Genomic DNA, 12,615 nt, shown 5'->3' on the forward strand with positions numbered 1-12,615 from the left:
AGCTAGAGGAATGCGCTTCAAGGGTGCGCAAGCGCGGGCCATTGAGGCTGCCATAATACCGTTCCAGGTGGATGGCGCTATTCCCGATTGGCTGAGTGCCTTGCCTTTCCCTGCAGCCATTTTCTGCTTTCACGGCAACGAATTGACGCTTGAAAGCTACAACGGGGCGTTCGCGGGCAGTGCGGAAGGAACGCAGCGCTGGCTTAAAACCAAAGGCGCTGGTTATCCCGAACAATATAGCCAAGTGATGGATTTCGCGCGCTCCGATCAGCAATCATGTTGTTTTGAATGGCTCGAGGACGGCCCGCTCGCCATGCAGCTTTTTTTCATGGGCACAATGGCAAGGCTGACAGATGGGCCGGACGGCAAGCGCAGGTTTCTATCGATCATGGTAGACCGGACCAGCGAACGGCAAACTGAAAAGAACCTTCGCCGTGAGCTGATATCGGATAGTCTGACGGGTCTTCCGAACCGCGCTGGATTTGGCGAAGACATCGACGCCCGTTGTTCCGATACACAGTTTGAGCCGATCAGCCAATATGCCATTCTGGCGATCGATCTGGTCCGGTTCAGCCGGATCAACGAATCCCTCGGAGCAATGGCGGGCGATGAGTTGATCATCACCGTTGCGCGGCGCCTAAAATCCAGTTTGCGTCAGGGAGACATATTGGCGCGGCTGGGTGGTAATGAATTCGGCATTTTCGTCCGGTTGAGCAACGGCCTTTCCGATGCGTTGCAAATCGTCCAGCGCATTAATACTGCGCTTGCAGCGCCTTGCCGCCTGTCCGACCTGCAGATCAGCATTGACGTGGCGATCGGCTGTTCGATTTCGACTGTGCAGAACGATTCTGACGAAATCCTGCGTCAGGCCCAGGTCGCGATGAAACTGGCAAAGAAAAGTGGAAAGCTGGAGATATATCGTCCCGGTGTTCTACGGCAGGCGCGGGACCGTTTCGATTTGGAAAGCAAGTTGCGGCATGCGCTGGCGAATGGCCAGTTGCGCTTGGCCTATCATCCGCTCGTGGATCTGCATACAGGTGCAGTCACTGGATTCGAAGCGCTTGCCCGTTGGCAGGATCCCGACCGGGGGGTTATTTCCCCAGCGGAGTTCATTCCAGTTGCCGAGGAGTCGGGTCTTATCATTCCGCTGGGCCGTTGGGCCATGCATGAAGCACTGCAGAGCCTGGCCCAATGGGACCGGCAATATGGGCGTCCCTTGCCGGTAAGCATGAGTGTCAATCTCTCCCCCATTCAGATGGCGCGCGATGATGTGCCTGAGGTGGCCGAAGAAGCGCTGCGCTATTCCGGCATATCCGGACAGCGCCTGACCGTTGAGCTTACCGAGAGCGCGATCATCGCCGATCCCGATAAGGCAAGGCAGGTTTTGACGGCGCTGAAGGCGCAAGACATTTCTGTGGCCATGGACGATTTTGGTACTGGTTTTTCCAATCTCGCCAGCCTGCATCGGTTGCCCATCGACATATTAAAGATCGACCGAAGCTTCGTGACGGAGATGCTGACGGACAAAGACAAATGCGCTATCGTGCGCGCGATATTGTCGCTGGCAAAATCGCTGAAGCTCAAGACCACGGCGGAGGGCATCGAGAGCGCTGAACTAGGGAAGGCGCTCGCTCATTTTGGCTGCAATCATGGTCAGGGCTTCCATTTTGGAGAACCCATATCCGCCGCCGAAGCTTACGAATTCTGGCTGTCCCGCAACAGCTGATCAACCACTTCGTCAACGATGATCTGAGTCCGCTCAGCACCCGGATAGTCCTCATCGATCCAGCGCTGCTCGATTTGCTGCAAGGCTCGGGAAACAACAGGGCCGGCGGCAAGGCCCTTCTTCACCAGAACGCCTCCGCCCACGGACAGGCTCGGTTTTGTCCAATCTAAGAGAGTTATTGCCCGTTCAATCGGGCGATCGCTGTCCAGCAATATGCGATCGATGGCGCTCTCTCGTCCGATCCGATAGGCAAGCTCGGTCGGCTTGCGCAGATGGTTCCAAGCGGGATCCAGGGCAAGCGCCAGCCGCTTGCGCATCTTGTTCGACAGCTTTAGCCGTGCGCCGACCAATTCTGCGGTTCGGCCGTCTGGCGGCAACAGGGCGGCAAGCCGGCGGAGGGCCGATGGCTCCACACCAGCCTCCCTTTCCCGGGCGATGAGCGCGGACAGCTTGTCCAAACCGGTTGCTTCGATTTCCGGCAAGACGGGCGCGAAGATATTGCCGTCGATCATCAGGCGTAGCGCAGGAAGCGGGTCGTTGGTGACGAGAAGCTTCAGTAGTTCGTCGGCAATACGTTCGCGCGAAAGAGCCATGAGGCTGTTTGCCTTGGCCATACACACGCGGTACGCTTCCGCTTGGGGATCGGGCGTTCCAAAACGGGCGAGAAACCGAAAGTAGCGCAAGATGCGCAAATGATCCTCTTCAATCCGGTCAGCCGCATTGCCGATGAAGCGGATGCGCCGCGCGACAAGGTCTTCCAGCCCTCCGAAATAATCGCTGATTTGACCGTTCAGGGGATCGGCATAGAGCGCGTTGATGGTGAAATCCCGCCGCGCCGCATCCTCGCGCCAGTCATCGCTATAGGCGATCGTGGCCCTTCGTCCGTCGGTTTCGATGTCCCGGCGAAGAGTGGTGATTTCGATAGGCCAGCCGTCGAGGACCGCAGTGATCGTGCCATGCTCTATCCCGGTGGGAACGGCCTTTATTCCCGCAGCGTTCAGCCGGGCCATGACTTCATCGGGCAGGTGGCGGGTCGCGATGTCGACATCGGATACGGTGAGGCCAAGCAGGCTGTCCCGCACTGCTCCCCCAACATAGCGTATCATGTCCTTGTCTGCTTCAAGTGCCTGGAACAGCTTGTCCAGACCTGGATGGTTGCGCCATTCCATGTCGGGCAATATCGCGCTCACCAGCCAAGCCTTTTGCGGAGATTGACCAAGATCGCTGCGGTGACCCCCCAAATGCGGCGGTCCTCCCACAGTATCTCATAATAGGGCCGGTTAGCCCCCTGATATTCGATAAAACGCTGCACTTGGTTATTGGGGTCGAGCGCATATTCAAGAGGCATTTCGAACCAATCGGCCACTTCATGGGCATGGGGAACCAGCGGGAGGTCCGGCGGCACGACGGCAAGGACAGGTGCGATGTCGAATCCGGTGAAGGTGTGGTAGCGATCCGAAACGCCGATGACCTCCACCATGGCGCGTGGAAGTGCAATCTCCTCCTCCGCCTCCCGCAACGCCGCATCGATTTCGTCCGCGTCGGTCTCGTCGACCCTGCCGCCGGGGAACGCCACCTGGCCCGGATGCTTGCGCAGATGCGCGGTGCGCTGTGTGAGGATGAGCCCCGGCTGCGGCCGATCGGTTACGGGGATGAGTACCGCGGCAGGGGCCAAGACGATCTCCGGGCCAAGACGCGGATCGTGCATGTCAGCTGGGATTAACGGCCCGCCCTCATGCCCCCTCCGCAGCGCCTGGCGCAACCGATCGGCGAGCGTCACGCCGCAGCGTCCATCGGGAAGAAAGCGCCTTCGCTCCAAAGGCCGAGGGGAGCGTGATCCTCCTCGATCGCCAGATTGGCGAGTTCATAGTAGACCGGCCTTGCCACCAGCGCCTCCAGGCCTCCGCGTACATGCAGATAGGGGTGGCAGCCATGGCCTCGATCCTCGAATGTCAGTCGATGGGCAGCATCTGCTACTATGAGGTCTCCGCTATTGAGCCGGAAGGCGAGGCGGCGGTCACATCCCTCCGCTTCGGTGCGCAGTTCGATAGCCAGAAAAGGCGCGTCTTCGACGTCGATGTCCAGCTTTTCAGCGGGCGTCACTAGCACATGGCGGCCGTCGGGCTCTCGACGCAGGATGGTTGAGAACAAGCGGACCATGGCCGGTCGGCCGATAGGAGAGCCCTGATAATACCAAGTGCCGTCGCTTGCGATTCGCATGTCGCTATGGCCGCAATGGCTGGGATTCCATTGTTCCACTGGCGGCAGCTTTTGCTGTTCAACCAGGCTGACGATCTCTGTCAGTGAAAGCTTTTCCAGCTCGATTGGTGGGTCCGTTCGCATTCTGGCCGAGATAGGATGTTGCGCCGGAGAAGGAAAGCCTTGTCCTGGGGCTCAGCAGGCTGCGCGCAAGCTTTCGTTCCGGGGGCCAAGCTTGCCTGCATGGGGAAGCGGTCGTCCGTCCACTGATTGGGCAAGAAGCCGATGGCGCTCGACGGGGCCAGGGACCTCCCATGCACCGGTGCCCGCTGCGGAAAAGCCGAAGAAGCGTCCATAATATTCCGGATCACCGATCATCATCAGCGGCTCACATTGAATAGCCTTGGCCGCTTCCATCAGCTTGGACATCAGTTTCTTGCCGATACCGGCCTGCTGAAGCGTCGGCAGCACGGCCACCGGGCCCACCATGATCAGCGGATGCTGCGTGCCTGCGCCGTCGGTAATAGCCACCGGCCAGCTTTGCAGCAGGCCCACCATATTCCCGCGTGCGTCCAGTGCGGCGAAGCTCAACGAATCGATCTGGCACATGCCATTGCGAATGGCATAGGCGGTCCGCTTCTGCCTGCCCGGCCCAAACGCAGCGTCGAGCAGCGCTTCGACTGCGCTATCGCTTTGCGTGGAGAGGGCTGTTATGTGCGTCAATTCTTGCGGTTCCGTCCTATCGCGGGCATCAGCGCCGCAAGCGCGGGGCTTTTAGCGCCTTGCGCACAAAATTAAAGCGCTATTTGGAACAAAGGAACGAACGCGGCATGAACGGGGAAGGGGACTATTTGGTCCTGGAAGTCGACGATTTGGATGTCGATGTACTGACCGGCATCTATTCGGAGGAAACGCACCTTCCCCAGCCGCTGCGGATCAGTGTTCGCGCTACGCTGGAAATGGCGGATCATTACGCGCCTGACACGCATCTCAGCCATTCGAAAAACTATATGGACCTGAAACATGCCGCGTCCACGGCATTGCCGCAGGGCCAGCATTTCACGCTGATCGAAGCGGTTGCCGAGCACATCATTGAGACAGTGTTCCTTCAGGACCGGAAAGTGAAGCATGTCGAGGTGAAGATCGTAAAGCTTGCGCTGTCGGAACGCGGAGAATCGATAGGAATAACCATGGGCCGTTCCCGCAAATGAAGCGATTTTCGTTGAGCGAAGCCGATACGCTGCTTGGAAAAGCTGCAGCGGACGGACTGCAGGCGTTGGGTTGGATCTTGGCCGAAGCTTCGCAAGCCGACGCCGAATTGCGCGTGGAAATTTTGGAGGATTTAGCCCACCCTTCCGTAGGCAAGGGGGCGTGGGATTGCGCGGTGCTTGTGGTACAGGCGCCCGACCGGATCGGCCTATCGGAACTCTCGCTGCATCTGCAGAAGCTGGCGGTGGAGGCCGCGCCTGAGGTTCGCGTCAATGGCGTAGCGGTTGCAGAGGGCTGGGAAAAAGATTTAGCGGCCAGCATCGACTGGCTCGCAGGGGCGGCCATGGTGACAGGACAATTGATCCTGTTGAGTTCAGAACCGGCTCCCTCCATTCCGCTTTGAAGGCCTTATCAGGACGGTCGGAAGCAATTCCGTTTTTGCGCCAGCTGTTCTAAACGCTACTTCGTCCCTTGGGTTCTTTGCTCTTGTCGTACCAACAGGGCAGCATCCCGGGCCAGAAGGGGATCGCCCTTGCCGTCGATATGACCTTCGGGATCGGGATGAATCAATATCTCTACGCCTGGAAATTCGGGGCGGAGGCGGGCTTCTATTTCATCCATCACCCTGTGGGCCTCACGGATGGTCATGGTGGGGCTGATCCAGATATGGAATTGCGCAAAATCATGCATGCCGCTGGTGCGGGTGCGTAGATCGTGAATGCCTTTGACCAGCGGATGGCCATTGGCCAGCGCGATGAAGTGCTGACGGCGCTCTAGCGGCCATTCCTTGTCCATAAGCTGATCGACGGCGCTGTTGGAAGCACGCAGCGCTCCCCAGGCCAGCCAGAGCGCTATGCCAATGCCGAAAAAGGCGTCCGCACCCCTTACGCCAAGATATTGATCGAGGATCAGCGCCGCTATGACGGAGATGTTGAGCAGCAGGTCGGACTGGTAATGCAGATGATCGGTGCCGATGGCGACCGATTGGGTTTGGCGGATGACATGCCGTTGATAGGCAAGCAAGGCGAAGGTTGCGGCTATGGCGACCAACGACACGCCGATCCCATATTCGGCATTGGCCGTGTTTTCGCCAGTGCCAAGGCGCTCGATGGCGCGCAAGGCAATGCCAAAAGCGGCGACGATGATGAGCGACACCTGGAAAAGCGCCACCAGCGCCTCTGCCTTGCCATGGCCGAAACGGTGGTGCCGGTCGGCGGGCATGGCGGCGAAGCGGACGCCGAACAGCGTGACCAAACTCGCGACGAAATCCAGGCCGGTATCGGCAAGCGAGCCCATCATGGCGATGGAGCCCGTGGACCATGCGGCATAGCCCTTCACCAATAGCAGGAACAATGCCACTGATGTGCTCGCCAGCGCAGCGCGAGAGGTGAGGCCCCCGCTAAATGTGGGAGGTTCATGATGCGCGGCGGCCTTGGGCGCGATCATGGATATAGCAGGCCCTCTGTCCAGCCATCCGTATCGCGCGTAAACAGACGCCGCTCATGCAGTCGATGCTCACGATCCTGCCAGAATTCGATCTGGCCGGGGATGACGCGAAAGCCCGACCAGTGGGGCGGGCGGGGAATAGGCTTTCCTTCATAATGAGCGCGTAATTCTTCATAACGCCTTTCGAAGGTTTCGCGGCTGTCAAGCGGACGCGATTGGTCGGACGCCCACGCGCCAAGCTGCGAATCCCGGCTGCGCGTAGCGAAATAAATGTCGCCCTCCTCCGGAGTGACTTTTTCAACCCGGCCTTCGATCCGGACCTGACGGCGCAATGATTTCCAGTGGAATAGCAATGCCGCGTAGGGATTGGCGACCAGCTCGGCGGCCTTGCGACCCTCATAATTGGTGTAGAAGACAAATCCGGACGGCCCGTGCCCTTTGAGCAACACCATTCGGGCGGAAGGGCGGCCTTGCGCGTCTGCCGTCGCCAGGGTCATGGCGTTGCTGTCGTTGATTTCGCTGATATGGGCTTCGTCATACCAGCTATTGAAAAGAGCGAATGGATCGGTGGTCATGGCTTGCCATTTAGGGACTTGGGGCCGAATAGTCGAGCCGAGGGCCGCTTGAAGCCGCGCACACCGATCTCCAAATGGTCCCCGAATGATATATTCCTGCGAATAAAGGCAATAAATGGCTGATCCATACACGACATTGGGGGTGGCGCGGAATGCGAGCGAGGCCGACATCAAGAAGGCTTATCGCAAGCTCGCCAAGGAACTTCACCCGGACCGCAATGCGGACAACCCCAAGGCGGCGGACAGGTTTGCCGCAGTCACCAATGCCTATGACTTGCTGACCGACAAGGACAAGCGGGCTCAATTCGACCGGGGTGAAATAGACGCCGATGGCAATCCAACCGCGCCCTTCGGTTTTGGCGGCGGACGGGGCGGCGGTTTTCGCTCCTCCGCGGGACCCGGCGGCCAACAATTTGAGTTCGGCACTGACGGCGCGGACTTTGGAGACATATTCGAGGGGCTGTTTGGCGGCGGCCGTCGGCAGCAGGGCGGGGGCTTCGGAGGCTTCGGGCGTTCGGCGCCGCCGCAAAAAGGCGCGAACATTGCTTATCGGCTTGCGGTCCAGTTTGTGGAAGCCGCGACTTTGGCCCCGCAGCGGATCACTCTGCAGGATGGCAAAACCATTGACTTGAAGCTGCCCAATGGCGTGGAGGACGGCACGCAGATGCGGCTTTCCGGCAAGGGGCAGCAGGGTCCTGGCGGAGCCGGCGACGCGATCATCACGATCGAGGTCAAGGCGCATCCCTTTTTCGAACGGGATGGCCATAATGTGCGCCTTAACCTGCCGATCACGCTCGATGAAGCGGTGCACGGTGGAAAGATCAAGGTGCCTACCGTGGACGGCCCGGTAATGCTGGGAATTCCGGCAGGCAGTTCATCGGGCAAGACCTTGCGCCTGAAGGGCAAGGGGTTCCATGACAAAAATGGGACGCGGGGCGACCAGTTGGTGACGCTGATGGTCGACGTTCCGGCGGATGACGCGCAGTTGAAGAGCTTTGTCGAGAACTGGAAAGACCAACGCAACCTGCGTGTCAATTTTGGGGTATAAGCTTAAGCGAAAGTCCGGGAGGATTTAAGAATGGGTCGCGACCCGAAATGACCAATTCTTCACCCCATTCGCCCGAGGCGCGCAAGAAGCGGCTGGATGAGGTGCGGACACGGGTCAGGAAGGCCATTCCGAAGCCAGGCTCCTATCCGTTCGAGGTGCTGAAGCGTGTGGCGGTGGGCGTCTATAATGACGGCTTCATTCATGCCGGGAATCTTGCCTATCTGGCGCTGATGACAGTGTTTCCCTTCTTCATCGTGGCCGTGGCCGTCGCCAAAATCTTTGGTCGCACGCAGGATGGTCTCGCAAGCGTCGGCGCTTTCCTTCAAACGGTTCCACCTGGCGTAGCGGAGGTCCTGAAGGGACCTATCGTCGAAGTACTGACAGCGCGGACAGGCAGCCTGCTGTGGTTTGGCGCCGTCGTAGGACTTTGGACGACAGGGAGCCTTATCGAAACAATCCGCGACATATTGCGCCGCGCCTATGGCACAAAGAGCGGACGCGCCTTTTGGGAATATAGGTTAGGATCGATCGGGATCATCATCCTGTCGGTTTTTGCCGTCATGTTCGCCTTCAGCATTCAGGTGATGCTGGTCGGCGTGGAGCAGTTCCTGCGCGCAATCCTTCCGTTCGCGGACCAGGCGATCGCCATCGTCACCGCGACGCGATTGCTGCCCATGGTGGTGGTGGGCGGGGCGCTCTATTTCCTTTTCCTTTCGCTTACGCCGAGCGCTTACAAGCCGAAACAGTTCCCGAAATGGCCCGGAGCTGTGACGACTGCCCTCTGGTGGTACGCCACCACCTTGCTGTTGCCGCCCGCGCTATCGCTGCTTGGCGGTTATGACCTGACCTATGGCAGCTTGGCAGGCGTAATGATTGTTCTCATTTTTTTCTTTGTCATTGGGCTGGGCGTGGTAATTGGCGCGGAGCTTAATGCGGCGCTCGCCGAATTTCCCCAGGAGGAAGCGGAGGCGGCAGCGGCAATGGCACAGGCGCAAGATCGGGAGGTTTCAACGGAATGACTGGCTTGATGGCGGGTAAGCGCGGTCTGATCATGGGTCTGGCCAATGACAAATCGCTTGCCTGGGGCATTTCGCGGCAATTGGCCGCCCAGGGCGCGCAGCTCGCCTTTTCCTATCAGGGGGAAGCACTGGAAAAGCGCGTGCGGCCGCTTGCCGCGGAACTGGGTTCCGACGATTTCCTGGTGGAATGCGACGTATCCGACATGGCGCAGCTCGACCGTACTTTCGATACCATTGCCGAACGTTGGCCGACCATCGATTTTGTCGTGCACGCCATCGGCTTTTCCGACAAGAATGAGCTGCGCGGCAAATATGTCGATACCAGCTTGGAAAATTTCCTGCTGACGATGAACATATCCGCATACAGCTTTGTGGCGGTAGCCAAGCGTGCGCGGGCAATGATGCCAGACGGCGGCAGCCTGCTGACGCTGAGCTATTATGGCGCGGAAAAGGTCATACCGCATTACAACGTCATGGGCGTGGCGAAGGCGGCGCTGGAAACCTCGGTCAAATATCTCGCGATGGACCTGGGGCCGGAGAATATTCGCGTGAATGCCATTTCGGCTGGTCCAATCAAGACGCTGGCGGCTTCCGGCATCGGCGATTTTCGCTATATTCTAAAATGGAATGAGCTGAATTCGCCACTGCGCCGCAATGTAACTATTGAGGATGTGGGCGGCGCGGGCCTCTATTTACTGAGCGATCTGGCGAGCGGCGTTACCGGCGAAGTTCATCACGTCGATGCCGGGTATAATGTCATCGGTATGAAGGCGGAGGACGCGCCGGACATCGCGCTTGATAGATAATTTTCGAGGTCCATTCGTCCCGAGCATAGTCGAGGGACGTATCTAGACTTCGCTCTACACGACGGGATAATGAATGTCCTTTAATAGTTTCGGCCGCGTTTTTCGCTTCTCCACCTGGGGAGAGAGTCATGGCCCTGCCATCGGCGCGGTTGTCGACGGCTGCCCTCCGGGTCTTGCGCTGAGCGAGGCCGACATCCAACCCTGGCTCGATCAGCGGCGACCGGGCACATCACGCTTCACCACGCAGCGGCAGGAACCCGATGAGGTGCGTATCCTGTCGGGCGTGTTCGAAGGGAAAACCACAGGCACCCCGATCAGCCTGATGATCGAAAATGTGGACCAGCGTTCGAAGGATTATTCTGAGGTCGCGAAGGCCTATCGCCCCGGCCATGCCGACTACGCCTACGACGCCAAATATGGCTTTCGCGATTATCGCGGCGGCGGGCGGTCGAGCGCGCGCGAGACGGCAAGCCGGGTGGCTGCTGGCGCGGTGGCGCGGCTTATAATCCCGGAAGTCGACATCTTCGCCTATGTGACGGAGGTCGGTGGGGACGGTGTGAACTTCGCGAATTTCGATGCTGAAGAAATCGGCCGCAATCCCTTTTTCTGCCCCGATCCGGAGGCGGTCGGGCGTTGGGAAAAGCTGGTGGACGGTGCCCGAAAGGACGGATCATCGCTTGGCGCGGTGGTCGAATGCGTAGCGACGGGCGTGCCCGCCGGATGGGGCGCACCGCTTTATGCAAAGCTGGACAGCGAATTGGCCGCGGCATGCATGAGCATCAATGCGGTTAAGGGTATTGAAATCGGCGATGGCTTTGCCGCTGCGCGTCTGCGCGGAGAGGAGAATGCCGATCCCATGCAACCGGGCGAAGACGGCCCTGTCTTTGCGGCCAATCATGCGGGAGGCATTGCAGGCGGCATTTCGACGGGGCAACCCATCAAGCTGCGCGTGGCCTTCAAGCCTACCAGTTCTATTTTGATCCCTGTCGAGACGATCGACCGGGGCGGATCTGCCAGCGAAATCCAGACGAAGGGGCGGCACGACCCCTGTGTCGGCATACGCGGCGTTCCAGTGGTGGAGGCTATGGTGGCGCTGGTGCTGGCCGACCAGAAGCTGTTGCATCGCGCGCAGTGCGGGTGACGCCAACGCTCTTGGCAGTTGAGCAATATCAGCGTTAGTTGGAGCCTAGATACAAGCACTGCAAGAGAGCGGGCGAGGGAATGACTTCTATGACCGGCAGCGGCAAAAAAAGTATTTCCCTGCAATGGCAGATGCTGATCGGCTTTCTTGTTGGCCTGGTCCTGGGTCTCCTCGTTCATGTCAGCGCCAAAGACGCGGAATGGGTGGAGACGGTCACGACTTATGTGACGGAGCCCATCGGGCAGATTTTCCTGCGATTGTTGTTCATGCTGGTCATTCCACTGCTGTTTTCCGCCTTGGTGATTGGTATCGCCGAAATGGGAGAAATCAGGTCGTTGCGGCGTGTGGGCGTGCGCACGCTGATCTACACCCTTGTGGTCTCCAGTATCGCCGTGGCGGTAAGCCTGCTGGTCGTGAACCTGTTGCAGCCGGGGCAGGGCGTTGATCCGGGTGTGGCGCGGCAATTACTTGCCAATGCAGGCGATGGGGCAAAGGCGATCCTGGAGCGGTCGGGAGAAAGCCCGACGGGTATCGAGGCTCTAGTCAACATCGTGCCATCCAATATCGTCTCGGCGATGAGCACGAACGACATATTGGCGGTGATGTTCTTTGCCTTGTTTTTCGGCATTGGGCTGGTGCTGGTGCAAACGCCTAACAGCCAGTCGCTGAAGAACGTGATGGAGGGCATTTTCGAAATTGCCATGCGGCTGATCGGAATTGTCATTCGCATCGCGCCGCTTGCCATTGCCTGCTTCATGTTCAATCTGGCCGCCCTGTTCGGATGGGATTTGCTGGTGCGGCTGTCCGCTTATGTGGGCGTGGTTCTGCTGGCGCTGGGCATCCAGATGTTCATTGTCTTTTCAGTGCTGCTGGCGGTGCTGGCGAAAAAGTCGCCGCTCGCCTTTTTCCGGCAGGTGCAGGAGGCCATTGTCATGGCTTTTGCAACGGCATCGTCAAACGCCACCCTGCCCACGGCCTTGCGCGTGGCGGACCAGCAATTGAAACTGCCGCCGAAGGTCGCGCGCTTTGTCCTCACTATTGGCGCCACCGCCAATCAGAATGGCACTGCGATGTTCGAGGGGGTGACGGTTATCTTCCTGGCACAGTTCTTCGGCGTCGACCTGACCTTGGGACAACAGTTAATGGTGATGCTGGTTTGCATTCTTGGCGGGATAGGGACTGCCGGCGTGCCTGCGGGATCATTGCCCGTGGTGGCGCTGATCCTTGGCATGGTCGGCGTGCCGCCGGAGGGGATCGGCCTCGTGCTGGGTGTGGACCGCTTCCTGGATATGTGCCGAACGACCCTGAACGTGACAGGCGATTTGGTCGCCGCGACGGTGATTTCGGCGGGTGAAAAGGACGAGAGGCCGGTACCCCCCATTTCCGAAGAAGAGAGGCTCGCGCGGCTTCCGGAGGTTGGGAGCTAAGCCTCAATGCTTCATGCGA

The 12,615-nt window shown here is 59.1% G+C and carries 14 protein-coding genes; 8 read left to right on the forward strand and 6 right to left on the reverse strand.

What is annotated here, in order from left to right; genetic code table 11:
* Positions 1-10: 10 nt before the first annotated feature.
* Positions 11-1,726, forward strand: coding sequence for a putative bifunctional diguanylate cyclase/phosphodiesterase (locus tag HNQ99_RS02830; protein WP_184474142.1), 1,716 nt, complete (start codon positions 11-13; stop codon positions 1,724-1,726).
* Here the strand turns inward: HNQ99_RS02830 and HNQ99_RS02835 are convergent.
* Genes HNQ99_RS02835 through HNQ99_RS02850 form a run of 4 tightly spaced genes read right to left on the reverse strand, consistent with a single transcriptional unit; the run spans position 1,696 to position 4,648 of the window.
* Positions 1,696-2,916: a CCA tRNA nucleotidyltransferase gene (locus HNQ99_RS02835; RefSeq protein ID WP_184474143.1), complete on the reverse strand. Its 1,221-nt coding sequence runs from the start codon at positions 2,914-2,916 to the stop codon at positions 1,696-1,698. The genes HNQ99_RS02830 and HNQ99_RS02835 overlap by 31 nt on opposite strands.
* Positions 2,913-3,506 carry a CoA pyrophosphatase gene (locus tag HNQ99_RS02840; protein WP_184474144.1) on the reverse strand — a complete coding sequence of 198 codons (594 nt, stop codon included), beginning with the start codon at positions 3,504-3,506 and terminating at the stop codon, positions 2,913-2,915. The genes HNQ99_RS02835 and HNQ99_RS02840 overlap by 4 nt, the downstream gene beginning before the upstream one ends.
* On the reverse strand, positions 3,503-4,069 hold the full coding sequence (locus HNQ99_RS02845; RefSeq protein ID WP_184474145.1) for a DUF1285 domain-containing protein: 567 nt from the start codon (positions 4,067-4,069) through the stop codon (positions 3,503-3,505). Before HNQ99_RS02845 ends, HNQ99_RS02840 begins: the two co-directional genes overlap by 4 nt.
* Before the next feature lie 51 nt (positions 4,070-4,120).
* A complete protein-coding gene (locus HNQ99_RS02850) occupies positions 4,121-4,648 on the reverse strand; it encodes a GNAT family N-acetyltransferase (RefSeq protein ID WP_221232539.1) in 528 nt (175 codons plus the stop codon).
* Positions 4,649-4,755: 107 nt separating this feature from the next.
* Between HNQ99_RS02850 and HNQ99_RS02855 the strand changes: the two genes are divergently transcribed.
* Positions 4,756-5,136, forward strand: a complete 381-nt coding sequence (locus HNQ99_RS02855) for a dihydroneopterin aldolase (RefSeq protein ID WP_184474146.1) — start codon at positions 4,756-4,758, stop codon at positions 5,134-5,136.
* Positions 5,137-5,147: 11 nt separating this feature from the next.
* Entirely contained in the window at positions 5,148-5,537 is a 390-nt protein-coding gene (locus HNQ99_RS02860; protein WP_184474147.1) for a Rossmann fold domain-containing protein, read from the forward strand.
* 56 nt (positions 5,538-5,593) lie between these two features.
* On the opposite strand, the gene HNQ99_RS02865 is transcribed toward HNQ99_RS02860, so the two are convergent.
* Together HNQ99_RS02865 and pdxH are read right to left on the reverse strand one after the other, a co-directional pair.
* The gene (locus tag HNQ99_RS02865; protein WP_184474148.1) at positions 5,594-6,580 is read right to left on the reverse strand and encodes a cation diffusion facilitator family transporter; all 987 of its coding nucleotides are present in this window, start codon (positions 6,578-6,580) and stop codon (positions 5,594-5,596) included.
* Positions 6,577-7,155, reverse strand: coding sequence for a pyridoxamine 5'-phosphate oxidase (gene pdxH, locus HNQ99_RS02870; protein ID WP_184474149.1), 579 nt, complete (start codon positions 7,153-7,155; stop codon positions 6,577-6,579). The genes HNQ99_RS02865 and pdxH overlap by 4 nt, the downstream gene beginning before the upstream one ends.
* 115 nt (positions 7,156-7,270) lie before the next feature.
* Here pdxH and HNQ99_RS02875 point away from each other — a divergent pair, with 115 nt between their 5' ends.
* The 5 genes from HNQ99_RS02875 to HNQ99_RS02895 all read left to right on the forward strand — a co-directional run bounded on the left by HNQ99_RS02875 (position 7,271) and on the right by HNQ99_RS02895 (position 12,596).
* Positions 7,271-8,203: a DnaJ C-terminal domain-containing protein gene (locus HNQ99_RS02875; protein ID WP_184474150.1), complete on the forward strand. Its 933-nt coding sequence runs from the start codon at positions 7,271-7,273 to the stop codon at positions 8,201-8,203.
* A gap of 47 nt (positions 8,204-8,250) precedes the next feature.
* Entirely contained in the window at positions 8,251-9,222 is a 972-nt protein-coding gene (locus HNQ99_RS02880) for a YihY/virulence factor BrkB family protein (protein WP_184474151.1), read from the forward strand.
* Positions 9,219-10,028 carry an enoyl-ACP reductase FabI gene (gene fabI, locus HNQ99_RS02885; protein ID WP_184474152.1) on the forward strand — a complete coding sequence of 270 codons (810 nt, stop codon included), beginning with the start codon at positions 9,219-9,221 and terminating at the stop codon, positions 10,026-10,028. Before HNQ99_RS02880 ends, fabI begins: the two co-directional genes overlap by 4 nt.
* Positions 10,029-10,101: 73 nt before the next feature.
* The gene (aroC, locus tag HNQ99_RS02890; RefSeq protein WP_184474153.1) at positions 10,102-11,169 is read left to right on the forward strand and encodes a chorismate synthase; all 1,068 of its coding nucleotides are present in this window, start codon (positions 10,102-10,104) and stop codon (positions 11,167-11,169) included.
* Between the two features lie 89 nt (positions 11,170-11,258).
* Positions 11,259-12,596 carry a dicarboxylate/amino acid:cation symporter gene (locus HNQ99_RS02895; protein WP_184474393.1) on the forward strand — a complete coding sequence of 446 codons (1,338 nt, stop codon included), beginning with the start codon at positions 11,259-11,261 and terminating at the stop codon, positions 12,594-12,596.
* The last annotated feature ends 19 nt before the right edge of the window (positions 12,597-12,615 follow it).

The organism is Rhizorhapis suberifaciens (assembly GCF_014200045.1).
In the GTDB taxonomy this organism is placed as follows: domain Bacteria; phylum Pseudomonadota; class Alphaproteobacteria; order Sphingomonadales; family Sphingomonadaceae; genus Rhizorhapis; species Rhizorhapis suberifaciens.

Coding starts and splice junctions, on each gene's coding strand:
- HNQ99_RS02830 (WP_184474142.1), top strand. CDS start 11: ATGCGCTTCAAGGGTGCGCAAGCGCGGGCCATTGAGGCTGCCATAATA.
- HNQ99_RS02845 (WP_184474145.1), bottom strand. CDS start 4,069: ATGCGAACGGACCCACCAATCGAGCTGGAAAAGCTTTCACTGACAGAG.
- HNQ99_RS02855 (WP_184474146.1), top strand. CDS start 4,756: ATGAACGGGGAAGGGGACTATTTGGTCCTGGAAGTCGACGATTTGGAT.
- HNQ99_RS02865 (WP_184474148.1), bottom strand. CDS start 6,580: ATGATCGCGCCCAAGGCCGCCGCGCATCATGAACCTCCCACATTTAGC.
- pdxH (WP_184474149.1), bottom strand. CDS start 7,155: ATGACCACCGATCCATTCGCTCTTTTCAATAGCTGGTATGACGAAGCC.
- HNQ99_RS02875 (WP_184474150.1), top strand. CDS start 7,271: ATGGCTGATCCATACACGACATTGGGGGTGGCGCGGAATGCGAGCGAG.
- HNQ99_RS02880 (WP_184474151.1), top strand. CDS start 8,251: ATGACCAATTCTTCACCCCATTCGCCCGAGGCGCGCAAGAAGCGGCTG.
- fabI (WP_184474152.1), top strand. CDS start 9,219: ATGACTGGCTTGATGGCGGGTAAGCGCGGTCTGATCATGGGTCTGGCC.
- aroC (WP_184474153.1), top strand. CDS start 10,102: ATGTCCTTTAATAGTTTCGGCCGCGTTTTTCGCTTCTCCACCTGGGGA.
- HNQ99_RS02895 (WP_184474393.1), top strand. CDS start 11,259: ATGACCGGCAGCGGCAAAAAAAGTATTTCCCTGCAATGGCAGATGCTG.